22 protein-coding genes are annotated in these 26,029 nt (G+C 71.0%); 3 read left to right on the top strand and 19 right to left on the bottom strand.

What is annotated here, in order from left to right; all coding sequences use genetic code 11:
• Window positions 1–4 precede the first annotated feature (4 nt).
• Both ETU37_RS02495 and ETU37_RS02500 read left to right on the top strand, forming a co-directional pair.
• Window positions 5–472, top strand: a complete 468-nt coding sequence (locus ETU37_RS02495) for an SRPBCC family protein (RefSeq protein WP_129985290.1) — start codon at window positions 5–7, stop codon at window positions 470–472.
• A gap of 108 nt (window positions 473–580) precedes the next feature.
• A complete protein-coding gene (locus ETU37_RS02500) occupies window positions 581–1,993 on the top strand; it encodes an SMP-30/gluconolactonase/LRE family protein (protein WP_129985291.1) in 1,413 nt (470 codons plus the stop codon).
• A gap of 4 nt (window positions 1,994–1,997) precedes the next feature.
• Here the strand turns inward: ETU37_RS02500 and ETU37_RS02505 are convergent, their stop codons facing one another.
• The 17 genes from ETU37_RS02505 to ETU37_RS02585 all read right to left on the bottom strand — a co-directional run bounded on the left by ETU37_RS02505 (window position 1,998) and on the right by ETU37_RS02585 (window position 21,321).
• A complete protein-coding gene (locus ETU37_RS02505) occupies window positions 1,998–3,002 on the bottom strand; it encodes a polyprenyl synthetase family protein (RefSeq protein ID WP_129985292.1) in 1,005 nt (334 codons plus the stop codon).
• Window positions 3,003–3,024: 22 nt separating this feature from the next.
• Window positions 3,025–4,656, bottom strand: coding sequence for an NADH-quinone oxidoreductase subunit NuoN (gene nuoN, locus ETU37_RS02510; protein ID WP_165372372.1), 1,632 nt, complete (start codon window positions 4,654–4,656; stop codon window positions 3,025–3,027).
• On the bottom strand, window positions 4,653–6,215 hold the full coding sequence (locus ETU37_RS02515) for an NADH-quinone oxidoreductase subunit M (protein ID WP_129985293.1): 1,563 nt from the start codon (window positions 6,213–6,215) through the stop codon (window positions 4,653–4,655). The genes nuoN and ETU37_RS02515 overlap by 4 nt, the downstream gene beginning before the upstream one ends.
• Before the next feature lie 62 nt (window positions 6,216–6,277).
• Window positions 6,278–8,185: an NADH-quinone oxidoreductase subunit L gene (gene nuoL / locus ETU37_RS02520; protein ID WP_420819094.1), complete on the bottom strand. Its 1,908-nt coding sequence runs from the start codon at window positions 8,183–8,185 to the stop codon at window positions 6,278–6,280.
• Window positions 8,186–8,252: 67 nt separating this feature from the next.
• Window positions 8,253–8,552 (bottom strand): NADH-quinone oxidoreductase subunit NuoK, encoded by a 300-nt coding sequence (gene nuoK / locus ETU37_RS02525; RefSeq protein WP_129985294.1) that lies wholly within the window; start codon window positions 8,550–8,552, stop codon window positions 8,253–8,255.
• The gene (locus tag ETU37_RS02530) at window positions 8,552–9,379 is read right to left on the bottom strand and encodes an NADH-quinone oxidoreductase subunit J (protein WP_240755495.1); all 828 of its coding nucleotides are present in this window, start codon (window positions 9,377–9,379) and stop codon (window positions 8,552–8,554) included. Before ETU37_RS02530 ends, nuoK begins: the two co-directional genes overlap by 1 nt.
• Window positions 9,380–9,384: 5 nt before the next feature.
• Window positions 9,385–9,924 carry an NADH-quinone oxidoreductase subunit NuoI gene (nuoI, locus tag ETU37_RS02535; protein WP_129985295.1) on the bottom strand — a complete coding sequence of 180 codons (540 nt, stop codon included), beginning with the start codon at window positions 9,922–9,924 and terminating at the stop codon, window positions 9,385–9,387.
• Window positions 9,924–11,246, bottom strand: a complete 1,323-nt coding sequence (gene nuoH / locus ETU37_RS02540) for an NADH-quinone oxidoreductase subunit NuoH (protein ID WP_129985296.1) — start codon at window positions 11,244–11,246, stop codon at window positions 9,924–9,926. Before nuoH ends, nuoI begins: the two co-directional genes overlap by 1 nt.
• Entirely contained in the window at window positions 11,243–13,693 is a 2,451-nt protein-coding gene (locus ETU37_RS02545; RefSeq protein WP_129985297.1) for an NADH-quinone oxidoreductase subunit G, read from the bottom strand. Before ETU37_RS02545 ends, nuoH begins: the two co-directional genes overlap by 4 nt.
• The gene (gene nuoF / locus ETU37_RS02550) at window positions 13,690–15,000 is read right to left on the bottom strand and encodes an NADH-quinone oxidoreductase subunit NuoF (RefSeq protein ID WP_129985298.1); all 1,311 of its coding nucleotides are present in this window, start codon (window positions 14,998–15,000) and stop codon (window positions 13,690–13,692) included. The genes ETU37_RS02545 and nuoF overlap by 4 nt, the downstream gene beginning before the upstream one ends.
• Window positions 14,997–15,815 (bottom strand): NADH-quinone oxidoreductase subunit NuoE, encoded by an 819-nt coding sequence (nuoE, locus tag ETU37_RS02555; protein ID WP_129985299.1) that lies wholly within the window; start codon window positions 15,813–15,815, stop codon window positions 14,997–14,999. The genes nuoF and nuoE overlap by 4 nt, the downstream gene beginning before the upstream one ends.
• Complete coding sequence (locus ETU37_RS02560; protein WP_129985300.1) at window positions 15,812–17,152, bottom strand: NADH-quinone oxidoreductase subunit D; 1,341 nt, start codon at window positions 17,150–17,152, stop codon at window positions 15,812–15,814. Before ETU37_RS02560 ends, nuoE begins: the two co-directional genes overlap by 4 nt.
• A complete protein-coding gene (locus ETU37_RS02565; protein WP_206053655.1) occupies window positions 17,149–17,892 on the bottom strand; it encodes an NADH-quinone oxidoreductase subunit C in 744 nt (247 codons plus the stop codon). The genes ETU37_RS02560 and ETU37_RS02565 overlap by 4 nt, the downstream gene beginning before the upstream one ends.
• Window positions 17,889–18,443, bottom strand: a complete 555-nt coding sequence (locus ETU37_RS02570; RefSeq protein ID WP_129985301.1) for a NuoB/complex I 20 kDa subunit family protein — start codon at window positions 18,441–18,443, stop codon at window positions 17,889–17,891. The genes ETU37_RS02565 and ETU37_RS02570 overlap by 4 nt, the downstream gene beginning before the upstream one ends.
• 36 nt (window positions 18,444–18,479) lie before the next feature.
• The gene (locus tag ETU37_RS02575) at window positions 18,480–18,839 is read right to left on the bottom strand and encodes an NADH-quinone oxidoreductase subunit A (protein WP_129985302.1); all 360 of its coding nucleotides are present in this window, start codon (window positions 18,837–18,839) and stop codon (window positions 18,480–18,482) included.
• Window positions 18,840–18,878: 39 nt separating this feature from the next.
• Window positions 18,879–20,180: a geranylgeranyl reductase family protein gene (locus ETU37_RS02580; RefSeq protein WP_129985303.1), complete on the bottom strand. Its 1,302-nt coding sequence runs from the start codon at window positions 20,178–20,180 to the stop codon at window positions 18,879–18,881.
• Between the two features lie 448 nt (window positions 20,181–20,628).
• Window positions 20,629–21,321, bottom strand: a complete 693-nt coding sequence (locus tag ETU37_RS02585) for a demethylmenaquinone methyltransferase (protein WP_129985304.1) — start codon at window positions 21,319–21,321, stop codon at window positions 20,629–20,631.
• Window positions 21,322–21,381: 60 nt separating this feature from the next.
• Between ETU37_RS02585 and ETU37_RS02590 the strand changes: the two genes are divergently transcribed.
• Window positions 21,382–22,650 carry an isochorismate synthase gene (locus ETU37_RS02590; RefSeq protein ID WP_129985305.1) on the top strand — a complete coding sequence of 423 codons (1,269 nt, stop codon included), beginning with the start codon at window positions 21,382–21,384 and terminating at the stop codon, window positions 22,648–22,650.
• A 270-nt stretch (window positions 22,651–22,920) separates the two neighbouring features.
• Here the strand turns inward: ETU37_RS02590 and ETU37_RS02595 are convergent, their stop codons facing one another.
• Together ETU37_RS02595 and ETU37_RS02600 are read right to left on the bottom strand one after the other, a co-directional pair.
• On the bottom strand, window positions 22,921–24,816 hold the full coding sequence (locus tag ETU37_RS02595; RefSeq protein ID WP_129985306.1) for a Na+/H+ antiporter: 1,896 nt from the start codon (window positions 24,814–24,816) through the stop codon (window positions 22,921–22,923).
• Between the two features lie 21 nt (window positions 24,817–24,837).
• Window positions 24,838–25,770, bottom strand: a complete 933-nt coding sequence (locus tag ETU37_RS02600) for a helix-turn-helix transcriptional regulator (protein WP_129985307.1) — start codon at window positions 25,768–25,770, stop codon at window positions 24,838–24,840.
• Window positions 25,771–26,029: the final 259 nt, after the last annotated feature.

Raw genomic sequence — 26,029 nt, forward strand, 5'->3', positions numbered from 1 at the left:
GGGCATGGCCTGGTTCACCGCGTCGACGACGTCCGACGGAGTCGTGTCCGCCTCGCGCGAGGACGTCTGGGCGGTGCTGACCGACCCCGGCACCGTCGCCCGCCTCACGCCGTTCGTCCGCTCGATCACGGCCGAGGGCGACCACTGGCGGTGGGAGATGACCAGCGTGCCGGTGCTCGGGCGCGCGTTCACGCCGTCCTTCACCGAGCTGATGGTCTTCGACCGGCCGACCCGGATCGACTACACCCACGCCCCGCCCGAGGACCGGCCGGAGCAGGCCGGGGTCGAGGGCTGCTACCGGCTCACCGAGCGCGGCGGCGGCACGCACCTCCTGATCGAGCTGCGGGTGTCCGCCGACCTGCCGCTCCCGCGCGCCTCCGGCCCGGCCGTCCGGACGGCCATGCGCGCGGTCATGGGGACGATGGGAATCGGCTTCGAGCGAGCGTTTCGCCGGGAGCTCGGCGAACCCTGACGTCGGCCGTGTCCTCCGTTCGGCGTAGGGAACCTAATCCCCAGGGGGGGCGTGTCCGGACATACGGGCACAGCAGTCTGTCTCGGGGGTGAGAAGGGGGTCGTGCATATGGACGAGTCGAGAAGCGGCAGCGGGCGGATCCGGCGGGCCGCGGTGTGGGGGCTGGCGGTGCTCACGGGGGTGCTGCCGCTGCTGGTGGCTCCGGCGTGGGCGGCACTGCCGGCGACGCCGGTGCCGACACTCGTCAAGACCATGCGCACGTCCCCCTTCCCAGGCTCCGACGTGTCCATGCGCGACCACGAGGGCCTCGTCCACGTCGCGCGGGACAACGCCGTGTGGCTGGTCGACGACGACGGCCGCTCGATCTACGAGGTCGACGCCACCACGGGCCAGCTGAGGCGCAGGATCCGCGGCTCGGTGATCGCGGCGACGCCCCAGCTCGGCGGGGCCCAGACCGCGGGGCTGACCCGCACGGACGACCTGCAGGCCGTCGCCTACGACCGGGCCCGGGACGTCCTCTACGTGTTCTCCGGCCGTTGCTGCGCGCCGGAGCTGCAGCCGACGGCGTACCGGCTGACCCGGTCCGGTGGCCGGCTCGAGCTCGACTCGTGGCAGCCGCTGCCGCCGCAGGTGCAGGTCGCCGCCGCGGCCTGGGACCCGGCCGACGGACAGCTGTACATCGGCGCCGACAGCAGCCTCTACAGCTACAGCTACGCCACCAACACGCTTGGTCCGGCGTTCGGCGTGGGCGTCAACAACATCTACGGACTCGGCTTCACCCCCGACGGCCGGGACCTGTTCGTCACCAGCCCGCCGGCCAGGATCACCCGGGTCGATTTCCCGAGCCGCACCGTTGTCCCCGGCTGGACGCTCGACCTGTCCTCCCAGGGCGTGCTGGACGCTCGCGGGGCCGAGGTGGTCGACGACCGGCTGTGGATCTCGGACGGGTACGACGCCCGTGCAGCCGGCGACCCGCTGGCCCACGCGGTCTTCATCTTCTCGCTCGACGGCAGCACGACACCGCCGACGGGACCGTCCCCGACGCCGCCGCCCCCGACCGACCAGCCGCGCGGCAAGAACCTGGTCGCCAACAACGGGTTCGAGAAGTCGCTGAAGGGCTGGGACTCCGGTCCCAAGTCCGACCTGGACCGGGTGAAGGGCGGGCACAGCGGGAAGCGGGCGGCCCGCGTCGAGCGCACCAAGGGCAAGGGGAAGATCCAGCTGAAGGACGTCCCGGGCTGGGTGACCACGACCGCGACCGGCACCTACACGGCGACGATGTGGGTGCGCTCGACCGACACGAAGTCGACCCTCAAGCTCCGGCTGCGCGAGCTGCAGAGCGGCAAGACCCTCGCCACGAAGGTCAGCCCGGTGAAGCTCACCAAGAAGTGGTCCAAGGTGTCCGTGGCGCTCAAGATCACCCGCCCCGGAGCGACGGCACTCCAGGTGTCGGCCACGGTCAAGGGCGCTGCGAAGGGCAAGTCCTTCGACGCGGACGACGTCTCGCTGGTGCTGGGCTGAGCCGTCAGGCGGTGCGGGTCGCGACGATCTCGGCGAACGCGTCGAGTGCCGCCCGCACCGGAGAGCCCTCCGGCAGCACGGTGAGCAGCTGCCGGGCCTCACGCGCCCGGTCGAGGACGTAGGCGCGCGCCTCGTCCATCGCGGGGTGCCGGCGCAGCAGGTCGAGCGTCTCGGCGTGCAGGGCGTCGTCGGCGAGGTCGCCGTCGAGCAGCTCGAGCAGCCGGGCGTCGCCGGGGTCGCCGGACCGCTTGGCGAGGAGCACCGGCAGGGTGTCCACGCCCTCGCGGAGGTCGGTGCCCGGTGTCTTGCCCGACTCGTCGGACTCGCTCGCGATGTCGAGGATGTCGTCGGAGAGCTGGAAGGCCGCGCCGATCATCTCGCCGTACTGGCGCAGCGCCTCCTCGACCTCACGCGAGGCACCGGAGAAGCGCGCGCCGTACTGCGCGGAGGTGGCGATCAGCGACCCCGTCTTGCCGGCCACGACCCGGAGGTAGTGGTCGAGCGGGTCGAAGTCGCGCGGCCCGACGGTCTCGAGGATCTGGCCCTCCACGAGCCGGCCGAACGTCTCGGCCTGGATGCGGACGGCGTCGGCGCCGAGCCGGGCGGTCAGCTCCGAGGACTTGGCGAAGAGCCAGTCGCCGGTCAGGATCGCGACGGTGTTGTCCCAGCGGGCATTGGCGGAGTCGGCGCCGCGGCGCAGCGCGGCCTCGTCCATGACGTCGTCGTGGTAGAGCGACCCGAGGTGGGTCAGCTCGACCACGCAGGCCGCGGTGACGATGTCGTCGGACGCAGGGTCACCGCACTCCGCGGCGAGCAGCACGAGCAGCGGCCGGAACCGCTTGCCTCCCGCGTGCAGCAGGTGACGTGCCGCCTCGGTGACGAAGGGCACCTCGCTCTGCACGGAGTCCTCGAGGGCCGCCTCCACCTCCTCCAGCCGGCGCCGGAGACGGTCCTCGAGCTCGGGGTCGAGGATCGGCAGCGCCAGCGCGGCCGGGGCGGGGGTGGTCACGTCGTGCTCCTGCGATCTCGGGTCAGCGGACGAACTGTCCGGCGTGGGCCGCGAGGTCCAGGACCGGCCCGGGTACGACGCCGAGCGCGACCGTGGCCGCGAAGCCCACGGCGATCACGATAGTCGTGAGCACGGACGGCATCACCACGGTGGGTCCCTCACCGACCGGGTCGGAGAAGTACATGAGGACGATGACCCGGATGTAGAAGAACGCCGCTACCGCCGACAGCAGCGCCGCGACCACGACCAGCGGCCAGGCACCACCCTGCCAGGCGGAGGTGAACACGGCCCACTTGCCGGTGAAGCCGCTGGTCAGCGGGATGCCGGCCATGCCGAGCAGGAAGAACGCGAACACACCCGCGACGAACGGGGACTCCTTGCCGAGCCCCGACCAGCGCGAGAGGTGCGTCGCCTCGCCACTCGAGTCGCGCACGACCGTGACGACCGCGAACGCGCCGATCGTCATGAAGCCGTAGGTGACCAGGTAGAACAGCACCGCCTGCAGCGACGTGAGCTCGGCCGTGCCGGGCGTCGCCACGGCGTTCAGGCCGACGAAGCCGGTGAGGATGAAGCCGGCGTGCGCGATCGAGGAGTAGGCGAGCATCCGCTTGATGTCGGACTGGGTCAGCGCCAGGACGCAGCCGGTCGCCATGGTCAGGATCGCGACGACCCAGATCATCGGCGTCCAGTCCCAGCGCGCGGCGCCGAAGCCGACGTAGAACAGCCGCAGCAGCGCACCGAACGCCGCGACCTTGGTGCAGGCCGCCATGAAGGCGGTGACCGCGGTCGGGGCGCCCTGGTAGACGTCGGGCGTCCAGGCGTGGAACGGGGCCGCGCCGACCTTGAACAGCAGGCCGACCGCGAGCAGGCCGATGCCGCCGAGCAGCAAGGGGTCGGCGCCGATGGTGCCGGAGACGGCCTCGGCGATGTCGCCGAGGTTCATCGAGCCGGCGTACCCGTAGACCAGGGCGATGCCGTAGAGGAAGAAGCCGGACGAGAACGCGCCGAGCATGAAGTACTTCAGCGCCGCCTCCTGGCTGAGCAGCCGGCGCCGGCGGGCCAGGCCGCAGAGCAGGTAGAGCGGCAGCGACAGGATCTCGAGCGCGACGAACATCGTGATCAGGTCGTTGGACGCCGGGAACAGCAGCATGCCCGCGACCGCGAACATCATCAGCGGGAAGACCTCGGTGTGCTCGAGGCCCTTGGTCGACGCCTCGCGCTCGGCCTCGGTGCCCGGCAGCGCGGCCGCCTGGCCGGCGAACGCGGTAACGCCGCCCTCGAGGTGCCGCTCGGCGAACAGGAACACGCTGATCAGCGTGAGCACGAGGATCGTGCCCCACAGGAAGACGGTCGGTCCGTCGACGGCGATCGCGCCCTCGGCGGCGATCGCGCCGAAGCCGGCGTTGTCGCCGCGCGGCTCGAGACCCAGCGCGACGAACACCGTCATCACGAGGGCGGCGATGGTGCCGACGACCGCGACCAGCGTCTGCACCACGTAGCGCAGCCGGCGCGGCACGAAGGCCTCGACGATGACGCCGGCGAGCGCGACGCCGATGATGATCAGCAGCGGCGAGAGGTCGAAGTACTCGATGCTCGGCTTGGTGAAGTCGCCGACGGACTCCGAGAGGAGCGGGGACACGGCGAGGGTGGTCACTGGTTGATCTCCTCTTCGGCCGCGGTGGGCGCGGGGACGTCGGGCTGCGGGTCGCTGACCCCGACCTGCTCGAGCGTGTGGCCGACGGCCGGGTCGATGATCGCCGTCAGCGGCTTCGGGAAGAAGCCGAGCACGACGATGAGCAGCAGCAGCGGCGCGAGGGCGCCGACCTCGCGCAGGTTGAGGTCGCGCATGCCGCGCACCGCCTCGACGGTCGGGCCGGTCATCGTGCGCTGGTAGGTGAGCAGGATGTAGAGCGCGGCGAGCACGATGCCGAGCACCGCGAACACGGCGTACCACCAGTTGTGCGTGAACGTGCCGACCAGCACCAGGAACTCCGAGATGAACGGCGACAGGCCCGGCAGCGACAGCGAGGACAGGCCGGCCACGAGGAAGGTGCCGGCGAGGACCGGCGCGACCTTCTCGACGCCGCCGAAGTCGCCGATGAGCTGCGAGCCGCGGCGGTTGATCAGGAAGCCGGTCACCAGGAACAGCGCGGCCGTGGAGAGGCCGTGGTTGAACATGTAGAGCGTCGAGCCGATCTGGCCGTAGCTGTTGAGCACGAAGATGCCCATCACGATGAAGCCGAAGTGCGACACCGAGGTGTAGGCGATCAGGCGGGGGATGGACTTCTGGCCGATCGCGACCAGGCCGCCGTACAGCACGCTGGCCACCGCCAGCACGAGCACGACCGGGGTGGCCCACTGCGACGCCTCCGGGAACAGCCCGAGGCAGAAGCGCAGCATGCCGAAGGTGCCGATCTTGTCGAGGATGCTGACCAGCAGCACCGACGTGCCGGGCGTGGACTCCTGCGCCACGTCGGGCAGCCAGGTGTGCACCGGGAACATCGGCGCCTTGATCGCGAACGCGATGAAGAAGCCGAGGAACAGCCAGCGACCGGTGACGGTGTCGATGGACGCGGTGATGGGCGCAAGCTCGGTCAGGAGGTACGTCGGGCCGCCCTCGCTGCTCGCGGACACGACGTACAGGCCGACCACCGAGGCCAGCATGAGCAGACCGCCGAGCAGCGAGAACAGCAGGAACTTCACCGCGGCGTAGGAGCGGCGGGCACCGCCGAAACCGCCGATCAGGAAGTAGATCGGGATCAGCGTCGCCTCGAACAGCACGTAGAAGAGGAACACGTCCATCGCGGCGAAGACGCCGATGGCGAGGCCTTCGAGGGCGAGCATCCAGGCGAAGAAGGAGTTCACGCCCCAGCGGCCGTTGTCACCGTCGCGCCACGACGCGAGGATCACGACCGGGGTGAGGATCGCGGTGAGGATCACGAGGGTCAGGCCGATGCCGTCCACGCCCAGGGCGTAGTGGGCGCCGAACGACTCGATCCAGGTGTAGGTCTCGGTGAACTGGTAGCGCTCGCCGCCGACGTCGAACCCGACGCCGATGACCGCGACCAGGAGCAGCGTCAGCAGCGAGAACCCGAGCGCGACCTTCTGCGGGAGGTCCGTACGCGGCTGGTCGCCCGACGGCGAGGGCAGCAGGGCGACGACGACCGCACCGAGGATCGGCAGCAGCAGCGCTGCGGTCAACCAGGGAAACACTCAGGACACCAGCCTTCTGGTCAGTTCCGGGTGGTCGAGCCTGTCGAGACCACGAAAACCACTCATGTCAGGTTCACCGCCAGCAGGGCGACCACGACCAGCACGGCGCCGCTCAGCACGGAGAGGGCGTAGGACCGAACGTAGCCGGTCTGCAGCTTGCGGAAGGTGCCGGACATGCCCGCGAAGGCGGTGCCGGTGCCGTTGACCACGCCGTCGACACCCTTGTCGTCGAAGCCGACCAGGCCGGTGACGAACCGGTCGCCGGGCCGCATCAGCAGCTCCTCGTTGAGCGCGTCGCCGTAGAGGTCGGCGCGCGCCGCCCGGGTCACGAACGAGACGTTCTGAGGCGCCGTGCGCGGGACCTCGTTGCGCCCGACGGTGAGCCAGGCGATCGTCACGCCGACGGCGACGACGACGGTGACGATGAGGCTGAAGACCCAGGGCGCGAACGCCAGCTCGTGGTGGGCGACCGCACCGACGGCGGGCGTCAGCCAGTCGGTGACGAAGTCACCGAACAGCAGCAGGCCACCGAGCACGGACAGCGCGGCGAGCACGATCAGCGGCACGGTCATGATCTTGGGCGACTCGTGCGGGTGCACGCCCTCCTCCCAGCGCTTCTGGCCGAAGAAGGTCATCAGCATCACGCGGGTCATGTAGAAGGCGGTGATCCCGGCACCCACCAGGGCGCACAGCCCGACGAGCGTGCTCTCGCCGAAGGACGCCTCGATGATCTTGTCCTTGGACCAGAAGCCCGAGAAGCCCGGGAAGCCGATGATCGCGAGGTAGCCCATGGCGAAGGTCAGGAAGGTGACCGGCACGGCCTTCTGCAGCGCGCCGTAGTGGCGCATGTCGACGTCGTCGTTCATGGCGTGCATGACGGAGCCGGCGCCCAGGAACATGTTGGCCTTGAAGAAGCCGTGCGTGAGCAGGTGGAAGATCGCGAACGCGTAGCCGTAGGGGCCGAGGCCGGCGGCCAGCATCATGTAGCCGATCTGGCTCATGGTCGACCCGGCGAGCGCCTTCTTGATGTCGTCCTTGGCGCAACCGATGATCGCGCCCCAGAGGAGCGTGACGGTGCCGACGACGACCACCGCGGTCTGCGCGACCTCGGTGTAGTCGTAGATGAAGTTCGAGCGGACCACGAGGTACACGCCGGCGGTGACCATGGTTGCCGCGTGGATCAGCGCCGACACCGGGGTCGGGCCCTCCATCGCATCGAGGAGCCAGGACTGCAGCGGCACCTGGGCGGACTTGCCGCACGCGGCGAGCAGGAACAGCAGGCCGAGGGCGGTCATCGTGGCGGTGGGCGCCTCGCCGGCGACCTCGGAGACCGGCGCGAAGGCGACCGTGCCGAACGTGGCGAAGACCAGCATCGTGCCGAGCGCCATGCCGATGTCACCGACACGGTTCACGACGAACGCCTTCTTGGCGGCGACGGCCGCGGACGGCTTGTGCTGCCAGAAGCCGATGAGGAGGTACGACGCGAGCCCCACGCCCTCCCAGCCCAGGAAGACGCCGAGGTAGTTGTCGCTGAGGACCAGCATCAGCATCGCGGCCACGAAGAGGTTGAGGTAGCCGAAGAAGCGAGCCCGGCGCTCGTCGTGCTCCATGTAGCCGATCGAGTAGAGGTGGATCAGCGAGCCGACACCGGTGATCAGCAGCAGGAACAGCGCCGACAGCGGGTCGTAGAGCAGCGCCATGTCGGCGCGGAACGAGCCCGCGTCGACCCAGGTCCACAGGAACTGGCCGACGCTGCGGTCGGTCTCGTCCCGGCCGAGGAGCGCGAAGAAGGACACGAGGCTGATCGCGAACGAGCCGAGCACGGTCGCGCAGCCGAGCAGGTGCGCGAAGCCCTTGGTGCGGTTGCCCCCACCGAGCAGGATGATCGCCGCACCCAGCGCGGGCAGGGCGATGATCACCCACAGCAGCGCGAACACGCCGTCGGCCGGGACCTGGTGGATGACGGGCACGGCGTGCCCACCCTCCTCGGCGAGGCGTGGGAACAGGGAGGCAGAGCTGGAGGTCACCGACCGCTCCTCAGTACTTCAGCAGGCTGGCGTCGTCGACCGAGGCCGACCGGCGCGTCCGGAAGATGGTCATGATGATCGCGAGGCCGACGACGACCTCCGCGGCGGCGACGACCATGACGAAGAAGGCCGCGACCTGCCCGTCGAGGTTGCCGTGCACGCGCGCGAAGGTGACGAGCGCGAGGTTGCTGGCGTTGAGCATGAGCTCCACGCACATGAAGATCACGATCGCGTTGCGGCGCACGAGCACACCGATGCAGCCGATCGTGAACAGGATCGCGGAGAGCCCGATGAAGGGTGTCGGGTCCATCACTTCTCCTTCGGGTTCACGTCGTCGTTCTCGGCGGGCGCGGCGGCCTCGCCGGGAGCGCCGGGACGGACCTCGCCGTCCGCGCGCATGCCGCGGGTCAGCTCGTCGATGTCGTCGGCCAGGTCCGGCGCGGACCGGATCGTGCCGCGGGCGGTGAGCACGCGGGAGACCGACGTCTCGGCCGGCGTCCCGTCGGGCAGCAGGGCCGGGGTGTCGACGGCGTTGTGCCGCGCGAAGACACCGGGCGACGGCAGCGGGCCGAGCGGCTTGCCGTGCGCGACGTAGTCGCGCATCCGCTCGGCGGCGATGTCGGCCTGCGTCCGCTTGGGGGTGAGGCGCTCGCGGTGGGCGAGCACCATCGCGCCGACGGCCGCGGTGATCAGCAGGGCGCTGGTCGCCTCGAACGCGAAGACGTACTTGGAGAACAGCAGCTGGGCCAGACCCTGGACGTTGCCGTCCTTGTTGGCGACGTCGAGCCCGGTCACGGTGGTGATCGTGACCTGGGCGACGCCGACGACGAGCACCACGCCGAACAGCAGGCCGACCACTGCCGCGGCGAGGCGCTGGCCCTTGATCGTCTCGATCACGGAGTCGGAGGCGTCGACGCCGACGAGCATCAGCACGAACAGGAACAGCATCAGGATCGCGCCGGTGTAGACGATCACCTGGACCGCGAACAGGAACGGCGCGTCCTGCATGGCGTACATGATCGCCAGGCAGACCATCACCACGGCGAGCAGCAGCGCGGCGTGCACCGCCTTGCGCACGAACAGGAGTCCGAGCGCCGCGAGCACCATGACGGGCGCGAGCATCCAGAAGAGGACCACGGGGTTCAGGCCTCGCTCTCGTTCTTCGCCGGGCGGAACGAGCCGCGGTAGTAGTCGCCCTCGTCGTCGCCGAGCAGCATCGCGTGCGGCGGCTGCTCCATGCCCGGGAGAAGCGGCGCCAGCAGGTCCTGCTTCTCGTAGATGAGGTCGGCGCGGTTGTCGTCGGCCAGCTCGTACTCGTTGGTCATCGTCAGCGCGCGGGTCGGGCACGCCTCGATGCACAGGCCGCACAGGATGCAGCGCAGGTAGTTGATCTGGTAGACGCGGCCGTAGCGCTCACCGGGCGAGTAGCGCTCGTCCTCGGTGTTGGAGGCGCCCTCGACGTAGATCGCGTCGGCCGGGCAGGCCCACGCGCACAGCTCGCAGCCGATGCACTTCTCCAGCCCGTCGGGCCAGCGGTTGAGCTGGTGACGGCCGTGGAAGCGGGGCGCGGTCGGCTTCTTCTCGAACGGGTACTGCTCGGTGACGACCTTCTTGAACATCGTCCGGAAGGTCACCCCGAAACCCGCGACCGGGTCCCAGAACTGCTCCTTGAGCGTGGGCATCAGCTCTGCTCCTTGCTGAGGGTCGGGCTCGACTCGTAGAGCGAGACGGACGTGCGGCCCTGGACGGCCTTGCCGGGCATCGGAGGCACGGGGTAGCCGCCCGCGAACGCGTCGAAGTCGCCGTGGCGCTGGTCCTCGGGCTCGGCCTCCGCCGCTTCCTCCTCGGCGCCGCCGACGAAGAACAGCACCAGGAAGAGGACGGCCACCACGCCGATCGCCGCCAGCAGGTAGGTGCGGTCGATGCCGCCCTCCAGGCTGATCGCCCGGATCGTGGCGACGGCCACGATCCAGACCAGCGAGACCGGGATGAGCCGCTTCCAGCCGAACTTCATGAACTGGTCGTAGCGCAGCCGCGGCAGGGTGCCGCGCAGCCAGATGAACATGAAGATGAAGAGGAGGACCTTGGCGAAGAACCACAGCACCGGCCAGTAGCCCTCGTTGGCGCCGTCCCACAGCGACAGCGGCCACGGGGCGCGCCAGCCACCGAGGAACAGGGTGGTGGCGAGCGCCGAGACGGTGACCATGTTGACGTACTCGGCGAGGAAGAACAGGGCGAACTTCAGCGAGGAGTACTCGGTGTGGAAGCCGCCGACCAGCTCGCCCTCGGCCTCCGGGAGGTCGAACGGCGCACGGTTGGTCTCGCCGACCATCGAGATGACGTAGATGACGAACGACGGGATCAGGATGAGGCCGAACCAGAGCCGCTCCTGCGCCGCGACGATCTCGGAGGTGGACATCGAGCCGGCGTACAGGAAGACCGCGACCAGCGAGAGGCCCATCGCGACCTCGTAGGAGATCATCTGGGCCGAGCTGCGAAGACCGCCGAGCAGGGAGTACGTCGAGCCGGAGGACCAGCCACCGAGCACGATGCCGTAGATGCCGATCGAGGCCACAGCCAGGATGAACAGCACGCCGACCGGCATGTCGGTCAGCTGCAGCGGCGTGGTGATGTCGGTGAAGGGGACCGTGACCTCGGGGCCGAACGGGATCACCGCGAAGGCGACGAACGCCGGCACCGTGGACATGATCGGTGCGAGCAGGAAGACGACCTTGTCGGCCGCCTTGGGGACGATGTCCTCCTTGAGCGCCAGCTTCACGCCGTCGGCGAGCGACTGGAGCAGGCCGAAGGGGCCGTGCACGTTGGGCCCGACGCGGTGCTGCATGCGGGCCACGACGCGACGCTCGAACCAGATGTTGAAGAGCGTGAACACGACGAGGATCGCGAAGATCAGGACCGACTTGATGACGACCAGCCACCACGGGTCCTGCCCGAAGACGGACAGGTCGTCGGCCGCCAGCACGACGGTGTGGGTCGCGTTCATGCGGCACCTCCCTCGACGGAGACGGTCGCCCCGGCGGTCGCGCCGAGGTCGCGGTTGACGTTGATGCCGTCGGAGCCGGCCGGGAGCCACACGACCCCGTCGGCGAGGTCGGCGACACCGACCGGCAGCGTGGCCGAGCCTCCCGGTCCGGTGACCGTGACGTTGGCGCCGGCCTCGACGCCGAGCCCGGCGAGCGTACCGGCCGACACGAGCGCGACCGCAGCCCGGCCGGTGGCCCTGAGGTAGTCGTCGCCGTCGAGCATCGAGGCGTCGTCGATCATCTGCTTCCAGGTGGCGAGCCGCAGCCCGTCCCCGTCGGTGGTCGAGCTCTCCCGGGTGGTCGAGCCGGTCGAGACCGTCGGCGCAGCGACCCGGTCACCGTCCCAGCCGCCGAGCTCGGACAGCTCGGCGCGGGCGGCCTCGACGGTCTTGAAGCCGAGCGGGGTGCCGAGCTCGTCGGCGATGCCGGCGAGGACCCGCAGGTCGGGCAGCGCGTGGGACTCGACCAGCACCTTGCCGAAGGGCCGCTGGCGACCCTCCCAGGTGACGAACGTGCCGGCCTTCTCGGCGGCCGCGGCCACCGGGAGGACGACGTCGGCGGCCTGGGTCACGTCGGTCGCACGCAGCTCGAGGCTCACCACGAACGACGCGGCCCCGATCGCGGCGCGGGTCGCGGCCGGGTCGGCGGTGTCGTCGGGGTCGACGCCTCCGACGACGAGGCCACCGATCTCCCCGGCGATCGCGGCGGCGACGATGCCGGCGGCGTCACGGCCGGGCTCGTGCCCCACCGTGGTGCCCCACACCGTGCCGAGGTCGACGCGCGCGGCGGCGTCGTCCACCGGGCGGCCGCCCGGCAGCAGCGACGGCAGCAGGCCGGCGTCGACCGCACCGCGGTCGCCCGCGCGACGCGGCACCCAGGCGAGCCGGGCACCGGTGGTGCCGGCCAGCGCAGCCGCGGCGGACAGCGCACCGGGAACGGCGGCGAGACGCTCGCCGATGAGCAGGATCCCGCCCGCGTCGAGCGCGACCTCGCCGTCGTGGGCGAGCGCCTCGAGCGCGGCCGCCTCGTCGCCCGGGGCGGTGCGGATCAGGGTGCCGTGCATCTTGGCCAGGCCGCGCGAGGTGAACGGCGCGATGCTGACCACCTTGAGTCCCTTGCGGGCCGCCTTGCGCAGCCGGAGGAACAGCGTGCCGGCTTCGTCCTCGGGCTCGAGCCCGGCCAGCACGACGGTGCCGACCTTCTCGAGGTCCTCGAAGGTGACACCGAGGCCGGTGCCGGCGACGGTCGAGGCGAGGAACGCCTCCTCCTCCGCCGAGTGCGCCCGGGCGCGGAAGTCGACGTCGTTGGTGCCGAGCGCGACGCGGGCGAACTTGGAGTACGCGTAGGCGTCCTCGAGGGTGAGCCGGCCACCGGTGAGGACGCCGGTCGCGCCGGCTGCCTGCAGGCCGCGGGCGGCCACGACGAACGCCTCGGGCCACGACGCCGTACGCAGCTCGCCGGTCTCCTCGTCCCGCACCATCGGGTGGGTGAGCCGGTCGTCCTGGCGGGCGTAGGTGAAGCCGAACCGGTCCTTGTCGGTGATCCACTCCTCGTTGACCGCGGGGTCCTCGCCGGAGAGCCGGCGGACGACCTTGCCGCGGCGGTGGTCGACGCGGATGGCGGAGCCGCAGGCGTCGTGCTCCGCGACCGACGGGGTGGAGACCAGGTCGAACGGGCGGGCCCGGAAGCGGTACGCCGCCGAGGTCAGCGCACCGACGGGACAGATCTGGATCGTGTTGCCGGAGAAGTAGCTCTCGAAGGGCTCCTTCTCGTAGATGCCGACCTGCTGGAGCGCGCCGCGCTCGATCAGCGCGATGAACGGGTCACCGGCGATCTGCTCGGAGAAGCGGGTGCAGCGCGCGCACAGCACGCAGCGCTCGCGGTCGAGGAGCACCTGCGCCGAGATGTTGATCGGCTTCGGAAAGGTGCGCTTGGTCTCGACGAAGCGGGTCTCGCCGCGGCCGTTGCTCATCGCCTGGTTCTGCAGCGGGCACTCGCCGCCCTTGTCGCAGACCGGGCAGTCGAGCGGGTGGTTGATCAGCAGCGCCTCCATGACGCCCTGCTGCGCCTTGTCGGCGATGGGCGAGGAGATCTGGGTGTTGACCACCATGCCCTCGGAGGCGGTGAGCGTGCAGGAGGCCTGCGGCTTCACCCGTCCGGGCGGACCCATCATCGTGCGCGGCTCGCCGTCGGGGCCGGGCAGCGCGACCTCGACCAGGCACTGCCGGCAGGCGCCGACGGGCGCGAGCAGCGGGTGGTCGCAGAACCGCGGGATCTGCACCCCGATCTGCTCGGCGGCGCGGATGACCAGGGTGCCCTTGGGCACGCTGACCTCGACGCCGTCGATGGTGAGGGTGACCAGGTCGGCCTTGGCGACCTCCTGGCCCTCCTTGCTGGTGACCGTCATGCGTGCGCTCCCGCGGGTGCGAAGAGGGTGGACTTGGCCGGGTCGAACGGGCAGCCGCCGTGCTCGAAGTGGGCGACGTACTCGTCGCGGAAGTACTGGATCGACGAGGTGATCGGGCTGGTGGCTCCGTCGCCGAGCGCGCAGAACGACCGGCCGAGGATGTTGTCGCACTGGTCGAGCAGGGTCTCGAGGTCGGCCTCGGTGCCCTGGCCCTTCTCGAGCCGGGCCAGCGTCTGCACCAGCCACCAGGTGCCCTCGCGGCACGGGGTGCACTTGCCGCAGGACTCGTGCTTGTAGAACTCGGTCCAGCGCAGCACCGCGCGGACGACGCAGGTCGTCTCGTCGAAGACCTGCAGCGCCTTGGTGCCGAGCATCGAGCCGGCGGCGCCGACCCCTTCGTAGTCGAGGGGTACGTCGAGGTGCTCGGCGGTCAGGATGGGGGTGGAGGAGCCGCCGGGCGTCCAGAACTTCAGCTCGTGGCCCTCGCGGACACCACCGGCGAGGTCGAGCAGTTGGCGCAACGTGATGCCGAGCGGGGCTTCGTACTGGCCCGGCCGGGTGACGTGGCCGGACAGCGAGTAGAGCGTCATGCCCTTGCTCTTCTCGGTGCCCATCGAGCCGAACCAGCTCGCGCCGTTGCGCACGATCGACGGCACCGAGGCGATGCTCTCGACGTTGTTGATCACGGTCGGGGAGGCGTAGAGACCGGCGACCGCAGGGAACGGCGGGCGCAGGCGGGGTTGGCCGCGCCGGCCCTCCAGCGAGTCGAGGAGCGCGGTCTCCTCACCGCAGATGTAGGCGCCGGCGCCGGCGTGCACGACCAGCTCGAGGTCGTAGCCCGACCCGTGGATGTCCTTGCCGAGGTGGCCGGCGAGGTAGGCCTCCTGGACCGCGCGCTGGAGGCGGCGGATCACGTGCAGGACCTCGCCGCGGACGTAGATGAACGCGTGGTTCGCGCGGATGGCGTAGGCCGAGATGATCACGCCCTCGACGAGGGTGTGCGGGCTGGCCATCATCAGCGGGATGTCCTTGCAGGTGCCCGGCTCCGACTCGTCGGCGTTGACGACGAGGTACTTCGGGTTGGGGTTGTCCTGCGGGATGAAGCCCCACTTCATGCCGGTGGGGAAGCCGGCGCCGCCGCGGCCGCGCAGGCCGGAGTCCTTCACCAGGTCGATCAGCGCGCCGGGCTCCATGCCCAGCGCCGTCTTCAGCGCGTCGTACCCGCCGCCGTCGGCGTAGGAGTCGAGCGTCCAGGAACGCTCGGCGTCCCAGTTGTCGGAGAGGACCGGGGTCAGGGTGTCGGTCATGCGCCGCCCTCCTCGTTCTTGCCGCCGGCGTCCTCGCCGACGGTCTTCGCGTCGGACTCCGCCACGCGGGTCTCGGACTCGGCGCGCGGGGAGTCGGCCTGCTTGGCCGCCTCGACGGGGGTGTCGGCCTTGCGGCCGCCCACCTGCTTGCGGCCGGACGCGGGGGCCTTCCAGCCCTTCTCGCGCGCGATCTCGAGACCGACGAGGCTGGCCGGGCCGGCGGCCGGGCCCTCGTCGGCGAGGTCGTCGGGGAAGCCGGCGAGCACGCGCTCGGCCTCGCGCCAGGTGCAGATGCGCGGGCCGCGGGTGGAGCGGACCTCCTTGCCCTCGCGCAGGTCGTCGACGAGCTGCGTGGCGGACTCCGGGGTCTGGTTGTCCATGAACTCCCAGTTGACCATCACGACCGGGGCGAAGTCGCACGCGGCGTTGCACTCGACGTGCTCGAGCGTGATTTTCCCGTCGTCCGTCGTCTCGTCGTTGCCGACGTCGAGGTGATCCTTGAGACGCTCGAAGATCGCGTCGCCGCCCATCACCGCGCAGAGCGTGTTGGTGCAGACGCCGACGTGGTAGTCGCCGACGGGACGGCGCTTGTACATCGTGTAGAACGTCGCGACGCCGGAGACCTCGGCGGCCGAGATGCCGAGGATGTCGGCGCACGCCTCGATCCCGCGCGGGGTGATCCGGCCCTCGATGCTCTGCACCAGGTGCAGCATCGGCAGCAGACCGGAGCGGGCCTGGGGGTAGCGGCCGGCGATCTCGCGGAGCTCGGCGAGCGTCGTGTCGTCGAGCGTGGTGCCCTCGTGGAGCTCGGTCACCGGTCAACGCCTCCCATCACGGGGTCGATCGAGGCGATGGCGACGATGACGTCGGCGACCATGCCGCCCTCGCTCATCACCGAGGTCGCCTGCAGGTTGGTGAACGACGGGTCGCGGAAGTGCGCGCGGAACGGACGCGTGCCGCCGTCGGAGACGACGTGCGCGCCGAGCTCGCCGCGCGGCGACTCGACCGGCACGTAGGCCTGGCCGGCCGGCACCCGGAAGCCCTCGGTCACCAGCTTGAAGTGGTGGATCAGGGCCTCCATGGACTCGCCCATGATGTGCCGGATGTGGTCGAGGCTGTTGCCCATGCCGTCGGCGCCGATCGCGAGCTGGCTCGGCCAGGCGATCTTCTTGTCGCCGATCATCACCGGGGCTCCCTCCAGGCCGCTGAGCCGGTCGGCGCACTGCTCGACGATCCGCAGCGACTCCCACATCTCGTCGAGGCGCACGCGGAACCGGCCGTAGGCGTCGGCGGTGTCCCAGGTGACGACGTCGAAGTCGTAGTCCTCGTAGCCGGAGTAGGGCTGCGTCTTGCGCAGGTCCCAGGGGTAGCCGGTCGAGCGCAGCACCGGCCCGGACAGTCCGAGCGCGAGGCAGCCGGCGAGGTCGAGGTGGCCGACGTCCTGCAGCCGGCCCTTGAAGATCGGGTTGGCGTTGCAGAGGTCGGCGTACTCGGGAAGCCGCTTCTTCATCAGCGCGATGAAGTCGCGGATCTGGTCGAGCGCGCCGGGCGGCAGGTCCTGCGCGACGCCGCCGGGGCGGATGAACGCGTGGTTCATGCGCAGGCCGGTGATCAGCTCGAACAGGTCGAGCACCAGCTCGCGCTCGCGGAAGCCGATGGTCATGACGGTCAGCGCGCCGATCTCCATGCCACCGGTCGCGATGCAGACGAGGTGGCTGGAGATGCGGTTGAGCTCCATCAGGAGCACGCGCATGACCTCGGCCTTCTCGGGGATCTCGTCCTCGATGCCGAGCAGGCGCTCCACGCCGAGTACGTACGTCGCCTCGTTGTAGAACGGCGAGAGGTAGTCCATCCGGGTGCAGAACGTGACGCCCTGCGTCCAGGAGCGGAACTCCATGTTCTTCTCGATGCCGGTGTGCAGGTAGCCGATGCCGCAGCGGGCCTCGGTCACCGTCTCGCCCTCGAGCTCGAGGATGAGCCGGAGCACGCCGTGGGTGGACGGGTGCTGCGGGCCCATGTTGACGACGACGTGGTCGTCGCCCTCGTCGGCGATGCCGGACACGACCGTGTCCCAGTCCTGGCCGGTCACGGTGAAGACGCGGCCCTGCGAGGTCTCGCTGGATCCGGCGTAGAGGTCCTGGTCGGTTGTCATGAGTAGCTCCTCCGCGTGTCCGGCGGCGGGATGGTGGCGCCCTTGTACTCGACGGGGATTCCGCCCAACGGGTAGTCCTTGCGCTGCGGGTGGCCGGGCCAGTCGTCGGGCATCTGGATCCGCGTGAGCGACGGGTGGCCGTCGAAGACGATCCCGAAGAAGTCGAACGTCTCGCGCTCGTGCCAGTCGTTGGTCGGGTAGACCGGCACGATCGAGGGGATGTGCGGGTCGGCGTCGGGGCAGGTGACCTCGAGCCGGATCCTGCGGTTGTGGGTCATCGACAGCAGGTGGTAGACGGCGTGCAGCTCGCGGCCGGTGTCGTCGGGGTAGTGCACGCCGCTGACGCCCGAGCAGAACTCGAACCGCAGCGACGCCTCGTCGCGCAGCAGCTGGGCGACCGCGAGCAGGTGGTCGCGGCGCACGAACAGGGTGATCTCGCCGCGGTGGACGACCACCTTCTCGATCGCGGTGTCGAGGCCCTGCGAGGAGGTCGCGGCCTCCAGCGAGTCGGCGAGCTCGTCGAACCAGCCGCCGTAGGGCCGCTGCGTGCCGCCCGGCATCAGCACCGGCCGGACGAGACCGCCGTACCCGGAGGTGTCGCCGCTGCCGCGGACGCCGAACATGCCGGTGCGCACGCCGACCACCTCGGGCTGGAGCTGCTCCGGCTCGGCGGGAAGCGTGTTCTCGGGCGCGTTGTCCGTCGCGTCGGGGTCGGTGCCGGGAGTGATCTCGTCGCTCACCGAAGGAGGCCCTTCATCTCGGAGGTGGGCAGCGCGTTGAGCGCCTCGGTCTCCAGCGCCTCGATCTGGTCGCGGCGGTTGGAGCCGAGCTTGCTGGTCTGCACCTGCTTGTGCAGCTTGAGGATCGCGTCGATGAGCATCTCGGGCCGCGGCGGGCAGCCGGGGAGGTACATGTCGACCGGGACGACGTGGTCGACGCCCTGGACGATCGCGTAGTTGTTGAACATGCCGCCGGAGCTGGCGCACACGCCCATCGCGAGAACGTACTTGGGCTCGGCCATCTGGTCGTAGATCTGGCGGAGCACCGGGGCCATCTTCTGGCTCACGCGACCGGCCACGATCATCAGGTCGGCCTGGCGCGGCGAGGCCCGGAAGACCTCCATGCCGAAGCGGGACAGGTCGTAGCGGGGGCCGCCCGACGTCATCATCTCGATGGCGCAGCAGGCGAGGCCGAACGTCGCGGGCCAGAACGACGCCTTGCGCATGTAGCCGGCGACGCCCTCGACGGTCGTCAGCAGGACTCCGCTGGGGAGCTTCTCCTCGATGCCCACGTCAGGCCTCCTTGCTCTGGGTGGTCGGTCCGGTCGTCAGTCCCACTCGAGCCCACCGCGCTTCCAGACGTAGGCGTAGGCGACGAACACCGTGAGGATGAACAGCACCATCTCGACGAGGCCGAACAGGCCCATCGCGTCGAAGTACACGGCCCACGGGTACAGGAACACGATCTCGATGTCGAAGACGATGAACATCATCGCGGTGATGTAGTACTTCACCGGGAACTTGCCGCCGCCGAGCGCCTGCGGGGTCGGCTCGATGCCGCACTCGTAGGAGTCGAGCTTGGCGCGGTTGTAGCGCTTCGGCCCGACCACGGCGCTCATCACGACCGAGAACGCCGCGAACCCGAACGCGATCAGGCCCAGCCCGATGATCGGTGCGTAGAGCTCCATGCGTGTCGTCTCCCTCTCGTGCGTCTCTGTCCCGGACGGCTAGGCCGCCGGTGCGACCTTGCTCAGCGCGTTGATGATCCGGTCCGACACGTCCCCGTCGCGGGGATCGGTCAGGTTGGCCATGAGCTTCAGCGTGAACTTCATCAGCGCGGTGCGAGGCAGGCCGTACTTGGTGGCCTGCTTCATGAACGTGGGGTTGCCGATCATCTTGGCGAAGATCCGGCCGAGCGTGAAGTAGCCGCCGTAGACCGACTCGAGCTCGGCGGCGTACCCCTCCAGGACGCGCTCGCGCGCCGGGCCGGCCGGCGTCGCGAGTGCCTGGACGATCGTCTCGGCCGCGATGTGGCCGGACTCGAGGGCGTAGTCGATGCCCTCGCCGTTGAACGGGTTGACCATGCCGCCGGAGTCGCCGCAGAGCAGCACGCCGCGGGTGTAGTGCGGCTTGCGGTTGAAGCCCATCGGCAGCGCGGCGGAGCCGATCCGGCCGACGCGGTGGGCGTCGTCGCGGAAGCCCCACTCCTCGGGCGTGTTGGACAGCCAGCGCTGGAGGACGTCCTTGTAGTCGACGTTCTGGAACGCCTTGGAGGTGTTGAGGATGCCGAGGCCGACGTTCGCCGTACCGTCGCCGACACCGAAGATCCAGCCGTAGCCGGGGAGCAGGTTGCTGCGGCCGGGAGCGCCGTCCCACAGCTCGAGCCAGGACTCCATCCACGGGTCGTCGTGGCGCGGGGTCTCGTAGTAGGCGCGGACCGCGACGCCCATCGGGCGGTTCTCGCGGCGCTCGAGGCCGAGCGCGATCGCGATGCGGGCCGAGACGCCGTCGGCGGCGATCACGACCGGGGCGCGGTAGGTCGTCTCGTCGCCGACCTTGCGGCCGCGGTCGTCGACCGGGCGGGCGGTGACGCCGACGACCCGGCCGGAGGCCTCGTCGATGACGGGACCGGTGACGGCGGTTCGCTCCATCAGCCGCGCGCCGGACTTCTCGGCGTGCCGCGCGAGCAGCTCGTCGAAGTCCATCCGGGTGCGGACCATGCCGTAGGGCGGGAAGCTCGCCAGCTCGGGCCAGGGCAGCTCGAGCCGGTGCCCGGCCCCGACGATCCGCAGGCCCTGGTTGCGCGCCCAGCCGGGCGCGTCGAGGTCGATGCCCATCGCGACGAGCTGGCGGACGGCGCGCGGGGTGAGCCCGTCGCCGCAGATCTTGTCGCGGGGGAACGCCGCCTTCTCGAGCAGGAGCACGTCGACGCCGGCCTGCGCGAGGTGGAAGGCGGCGGACGATCCGGCCGGTCCGGCCCCGACGACGATGACGTCGGCGGCCTGCGTGTCCGCGGGCGTCCGGGTCATGCGGGGGATCTCCTCAGCTCGGTATCCGGGCGGCATTTGTGACTATGTGAATTGCTTCACTAATGCCGACCGTCGCTCAGTCTAGAGGCCGTGGTCACATCCCGCGACCCGGCCCCCTGCCCGTGCGGCCGCCCCGGAAAACGGGGTCTGACCTGGCCATTTCCGCAACGTCCATGTTGCGTTATTAACGTCTCCGCAGCTGTAACGCGGGGTTATGGACGCTTCACAAGGCGCATGCGCCTGGGGAAGCGTCCACATGCCTGGGGAAGAGCCGCCGGTACGGCGGTCGGCGGCGCCGGCGACCAGGGCAGGACGCGCCGACTCGACCGCCTCGCAAGGGCAAGACGCGCCGACTCGCGCTCCCAGCGGGAGGTTCGAGCCGGGTCGGCGGATCGGCGCAGGAGGTTCGAGCCGGGTCGGCGGGACGGCGCGGGAGGTTCGAGCCGGGTCAGCCGGCGGTGGCGCGGTGCAGCGTGACGATGCCGCCGGAGAGGTTGCGCCACTCGGCGTCGCGCCAGCCGGCGGCGGTGATCCGCTCGGCCAGGGCGGGCTGGTCGGGCCAGGCGCGTATGGACTCGGCGAGGTACACGTAGGCGTCGGGGCTCGACGACACGGCGCGGGCGACCGGCGGCAGCGCGCGCATGAGGTACTCGACGTACACCGTGCGGAAGGCCTTGTTGGTCGGGTGGCTGAACTCGCACACCACGAGCCGGCCGCCGGGCCTGGTCACCCGGCGCATCTCGCGCAGCCCGGCGTCCGGGTCGACGACGTTGCGCAGCCCGAACGAGATGGTCACCGCGTCGAAGGTCGCGTCGGCGAACGGCAGCCGGGTCGCGTCGCCGGCGGTGAAGCCGAGGTGCGGACGGTGCTGCTTGCCGACCTGCAGCATGCCGATCGAGAAGTCGCACGGCACGACCTGCGCGCCGCGGTCGGCGAACGGCTGGCTGGAGGTGCCGGTGCCGGCGGCGAGGTCGAGCACCTTCTCGCCAGGGCGCGGGTCGATCGCCTCGACGACCAGCCTGCGCCAGCGGCGGTCCTGCCCCAGCGACAGCACGTCGTTGGTCAGGTCGTAGCGGCGCGCGACGTCGTCGAACATCGCCTGCACCTCGGCGGGCTTCTTCTCCAGGTCGGCGCGGGTCACGGGGGGAAGCCTAGGGCTCGATGTGGGAAGGGCTGGAAGACGGTCGTAGGCTGACGCCTCGTGACGCAGCCCCAGGTGAGTGCCGACCCGCTGGTCGTGCGCACCGTCCCCCTCGACGACCCGGGCGACCTGCTGGCGCTGCTTCCCGGTTCCGCGACCACCCCGGACGTGACGGCCTGGGTCCGCAACGGCGACGGGCTCGTGGGCTGGGGCGCGGCGGCCGTGCTGCGCCCGGCCGGCGCGGACCGGTTCGCGCAGGCCCGCGCGTGGTGGGTCGACCAGGTCGGTACGGCGGTCGTCCGCGACGAGGTGCGGCTGCCGGGCACGGGCCTGGTGTGCTTCGGGTCGTTCGCGTTCGCCGACGAGACCGGCGACAGCGTGCTGGTGGTCCCGGAGGTCGTCGTCGGGCGGCGCGGTGGCCGCGCGTGGGTGACCACGACCAGCGCCGGGGCGCTGACCACGACGCCGGAGGTCGCGCCGGTGGAGCCTCCCGCGCCGCCGAGCAACGTGACGTTCTCCGACGGCGCGATGAGCGGAGCCGGCTGGGAGTCGGTGGTCGCCGAGGCGGTCCGCCGGATCAACGCCGGCGACCTCGAGAAGGTCGTGCTCGCACGGGACCTTGTGGCCACCGCGTCCGAGGACGTCGACGTGCGGTGGCCGCTGCACCGGCTGTCCGAGAGCTACCCGATGTGCTGGACGTTCCACGTGGACGGGCTGTTCGGCGCCACGCCCGAGATGCTCGTGCGCCGCGAGCGCGGCCTGGTGACCTCGCGGGTGCTCGCCGGGACGATCCGCCGTACCGGAGACGACGAGCGGGACCTGGCCCTGGCCGCGACCCTGGCGCGGTCCTCGAAGGACCTCGAGGAGCACGAGTACGCCGTGCGCTCGGTCGCCGACGCGCTCGCCCCGCACTGCACGTCGATGAACGTGCCCGAGGCGCCGTTCGTGCTGCACCTGCCCAACGTCATGCACCTGGCGACCGATGTCGCCGGCGTGACCCACGAGACCGACGACGTGGCCTCGTCGCTCACGCTCGCCGAGGCGCTGCACCCCTCGGCCGCGGTCGGCGGGACGCCCACCAGCGTGGCGCGCGAGCTGATCAGCGAGATCGAGGGCATGGACCGCGGCCGCTACGCCGGGCCGGTCGGCTGGATGGACGCGGCGGGCGACGGCGAGTGGGGCATCGCGCTGCGCTCGGCGGAGATCGACGGCGCGCGGGTGCGGCTGTTCGCCGGCTGCGGGATCGTCGCGGACTCCGACCCGGCGGCCGAGCTGGCGGAGGCACAGGCGAAGTTCGTCCCGGTGCGAGACGCGCTGGCGGGTCGCTGACCCTCCCCCGCGGGGTCAGCCACGCCGTGCGCACCCGAGGAGGGTGTGGTCCCTCCGGGGTACTGCCGCGGGCAACGGACCCTTGGGTCACCCGTCGCCCACGGCAGAACTCGTGGTCGCACACCCCCGGTTTCCGGTGCGGGACCCATCCTTGCCCCCACCGGCGCGTCGTGTCTGTAGCCAATGGCGGTCATGGGTCTCGCCCGAACGGTCATCCTCGGTCCCTGTTCGGCTAGTCCCCGTCCCGACGTTCGGGACTAGTTACCCGGCTCAGCCGACCTTCTCGTCGACGAAGCACCAGCGCCAGTGCTCGCCGGGCTCCGCGGACTGCGCGACCGGGTGCGTGGACTCGCGGAAGTGGCCGGACGCGTGCCGGCGCGGGGAGGAGTCGCAGCAGCCCACGTGGCCGCAGGTCAGGCAGGTGCGCAGGTGCACCCAGGCCCGCTCGCCCATCGCGACGCAGTCCTCGCACACGCCGTCGACGCGCGGTGCGTGCGGCCGCGCCTGCTCGAGGTGCTCGCAGAGCTCGATGGTGCCCACCCTTCCCGTGACCTTGCCCGGGTCGCCGGTCGTCGCGTCGCGCAGCTCCTCACGACGGCTGCTCAGATCGTCGAGCATCGACTCCTCGACGTCCAGTGCGGCGAGCACGTCGGCCACGACCTCGTGCGGGATCCGCCCGGTGCTGCGCACCTCGAGGACCCGGCCGCGCTCGGCGCGCAGCATCTTGCGGCGCAGCCGCGTGTACGCCTCGCTGGGCGTCTCGACCTCGGGGTCGTTGGCGCCGATCCGCTCCCAGGCGGCGTTGTCGCGCTGCTCGGCCCGGCGGCGAAGCGCGTCCATCGTGCCGTGCGGGTCCTCGTCGTGCGCGTGCTCGTCGAGCCAGGCCCGGCCGGCGGCCGACGCCTCCTGGAACAGCGAGGCCCGGGCGAGGGCGTCCTCGCGCGGGTCGGGGCCGGGCAGCCGGAGCCGCCGGACCAGCCAGGGCAGGGTCGTGCCCTGCAGGAAGAGCGTGCCGGCTGTCACGACGAGCGCGATCAGGATCAGCACGTCGCGCTCCTCGAAGGTCACCGGGATGACGAACGCCGCCGCGAGCGTCACCACGCCCCGCATCCCGGCCCAGCCGAGGACAGCCGTGGAGGCCCAGGAGGGGTGCGCCCCGGACCTCCCGCCCGCGCCCGGCCCGACGAGGAGGAACCGGGCCGGGAAGACCCAGAGGATGCGGCTCAGGATCACGGCCGCGAACGTCGCGACACAGGCGAAGATCACCACGCCCGGTCCGAGGTCGCCCTGGGCCACCGCGTCGACGATGCCGCGGGCCTGGAGCCCGATCATCAGGAAGACGACGTTCTCGAGGATGAAGGAGGCCGTGCGCCAGTTGAGCTGCTCGGAGATGCGTGACGAGGGGGACTGCAGGACCGGCGCCTTGTGGCCGAGGAGCAGCCCGGCGACGACCACCGCGAGCACGCCGCTGGCGTGGACCTGCTCAGCGGCGACGTAGGCGACGAACGGGGTGACCAGGGACACGCTCGTGTCGAGGACCGGCTCGGTGACCAGCCGGCGCACCTTGCCGATGACGACGAAGACGACGATGCCGACGAGCACCCCGCCGCCGGCGGCGAGCAGGAAGTCACCCGCGACGTCCAGCACGGTGACCGCTCCGCCGGCGACGCCGATGGCGGTGCGCAGCGCCACCAGTGCGGTGGCGTCGTTGAGCAGCGACTCGCCCTCGAGGATCGTCACGATCCGGCGTGGCAGGCCGATCCGGCGGGCGATCGCGGTCGCCGCGACGGCGTCGGGCGGGGCCACGACCGCGCCGAGGGCGAACGCCGCCGGCCAGCTGACGCCCGGGATGACCAGGTGCACCACCGCGCCCACGACGACGGTCGTGAACGCGACGAGCCCGATGGACAGCAGCAGGATCGGCCGCCGGTTGGCGTTGAAGTCGACCAGTGAGGTCTGCAGCGCGGCGGTGTAGAGCAGCGGCGGGAGGAAGCCGACCAGGGCGAGCTCGGCGGTGAGCTCGACGTCAGGGATCCATGGCGTGAACGACGCGGCCATCCCGACCGCGACGAGCACGAGCGGGGCCGACAGGTCGTAGCGGCGGCAGGACGCGCTGACCGCGACCACGACGGCGACCAGGGTCGCGACGGTGAGGACGAGGTGCACGCGGCAAGTCTGCCGCGCCGGTCACACCCGCGGCTCGGCCACCCAGCGCATGGGATCGCCCCAGCCGAGGTCGGTGATGCCGTGCGCGTCGAGCGCCAGCGCGACGAGGGTGCGCCGGTGCGCGGCGAACGTCAGGACATGGGCGATCATCCCGCCGTACGTGAAGATCTCGGCGGGTTCGCAGAGCGCGTCGACGAAGGTGTCGTCGAGGCGCCCCCGGGCGACGACGTCGCGGACGTGGCCGAGGTACGTCGGCCCCTCCACGGCGAGCCGCGACCGGAGCGAGTCGAGGGACTCGTGGTCCTCGACCGACCAGTCGTACTCACGGTCGTCGAGGGCGGCGTTCCACATGCCCATCTGGCCGACGAGCCGGGAGAGCAGCGAGCGGATCGTCTGCTGGTCGTCGTCGACGTCGAGACGGATCACCTGGTCGAGCTGGTCGTCGGACAGGCGCGACGCGCACTCGATCATCTCGCCGGTCAGCCAGACGTGGTGCTCGACCATCGAGGTGAGCAGGTCCATGGAGGTCACCTTCTTCTGGGCAGGGAGCCGCAGGCTCCCGGGTGGGTGGAAGTGGACGTCGCTGGGCGCCTCGATCCGGATCTGCGTCGGTCGCCCGCGCCAGGCCTGGGGCCCGACGCCGTACGCCCGCTGGAACGCACGCGTGAACGCCTCGTGCGACCCGTAGCCGGCCTCGACGGCGACGTCGAGGACGGTCCTGCGGGTGGTGAGGAGGCGGTACGCCGCGCGCTCGAGCAGGATCCGGCGGCGGAACCGGGCCGGGGGCTCGCCGGCGACCGACGACACGATCCGGTCGAGGTGGAACCGCGACAGGTGGAGCCGCCCCGCCATCGACGCTCCGTCGACGTCCCCGGCGTCGTGGCCCGCGTCCTCGTCGAGGAGGTCGGCCAGCGCGTCGAGGAAGCCGGTGAAGTGGTCGGCGGCGGCGCTCATGGGTTCAGTCCACCCGTTCCGGACCCGCGGCGCCTGATCGATTTTGTGCAGCCGCCGGCCGCGCGACGTCGCGTCGTGTTGCGAGATCGGGACGGGGCACGGCAAGGTGACCCAGCCGCTCCACGCACCCCCTGACCCACATGGGCGTGACCCTAGCCCTGCGGGGCGTCCAGTTCTGTCCGAAGCGTCGGCCGCTCGGGACGCCGAACCGGCCGGTCAGGTGGAACGATGGAGGCAGCACCCCGAGACTCCGGCGCCC

Source organism: Nocardioides iriomotensis (assembly GCF_004168035.1).
In the GTDB taxonomy this organism is placed as follows: Bacteria; Actinomycetota; Actinomycetes; order Propionibacteriales; family Nocardioidaceae; genus Nocardioides_B; species Nocardioides_B iriomotensis.

Excerpts from the sequence above, each read along its gene's own strand:
- nuoK (WP_129985294.1), bottom strand. The coding sequence starts at position 8,552 with ATGGACCCGACACCCTTCATCGGGCTCTCCGCGATCCTGTTCACGATC.
- ETU37_RS02500 (WP_129985291.1), top strand. The coding sequence starts at position 581 with ATGGACGAGTCGAGAAGCGGCAGCGGGCGGATCCGGCGGGCCGCGGTG.
- nuoH (WP_129985296.1), bottom strand. The coding sequence starts at position 11,246 with ATGAACGCGACCCACACCGTCGTGCTGGCGGCCGACGACCTGTCCGTC.
- ETU37_RS02575 (WP_129985302.1), bottom strand. The coding sequence starts at position 18,839 with ATGGAGCTCTACGCACCGATCATCGGGCTGGGCCTGATCGCGTTCGGG.
- ETU37_RS02560 (WP_129985300.1), bottom strand. The coding sequence starts at position 17,152 with ATGACAACCGACCAGGACCTCTACGCCGGATCCAGCGAGACCTCGCAG.
- nuoI (WP_129985295.1), bottom strand. The coding sequence starts at position 9,924 with ATGCCCACGCTCAAGGAGCAGTTCTGGGACCCGGTCGCGGGTTTCGGG.
- ETU37_RS02600 (WP_129985307.1), bottom strand. The coding sequence starts at position 25,770 with ATGAGCGCCGCCGCCGACCACTTCACCGGCTTCCTCGACGCGCTGGCC.
- nuoF (WP_129985298.1), bottom strand. The coding sequence starts at position 15,000 with ATGACCGACACCCTGACCCCGGTCCTCTCCGACAACTGGGACGCCGAG.
- ETU37_RS02545 (WP_129985297.1), bottom strand. The coding sequence starts at position 13,693 with ATGACGGTCACCAGCAAGGAGGGCCAGGAGGTCGCCAAGGCCGACCTG.
- ETU37_RS02580 (WP_129985303.1), bottom strand. The coding sequence starts at position 20,180 with ATGACCCGGACGCCCGCGGACACGCAGGCCGCCGACGTCATCGTCGTC.
- ETU37_RS02495 (WP_129985290.1), top strand. The coding sequence starts at position 5 with ATGGCCTGGTTCACCGCGTCGACGACGTCCGACGGAGTCGTGTCCGCC.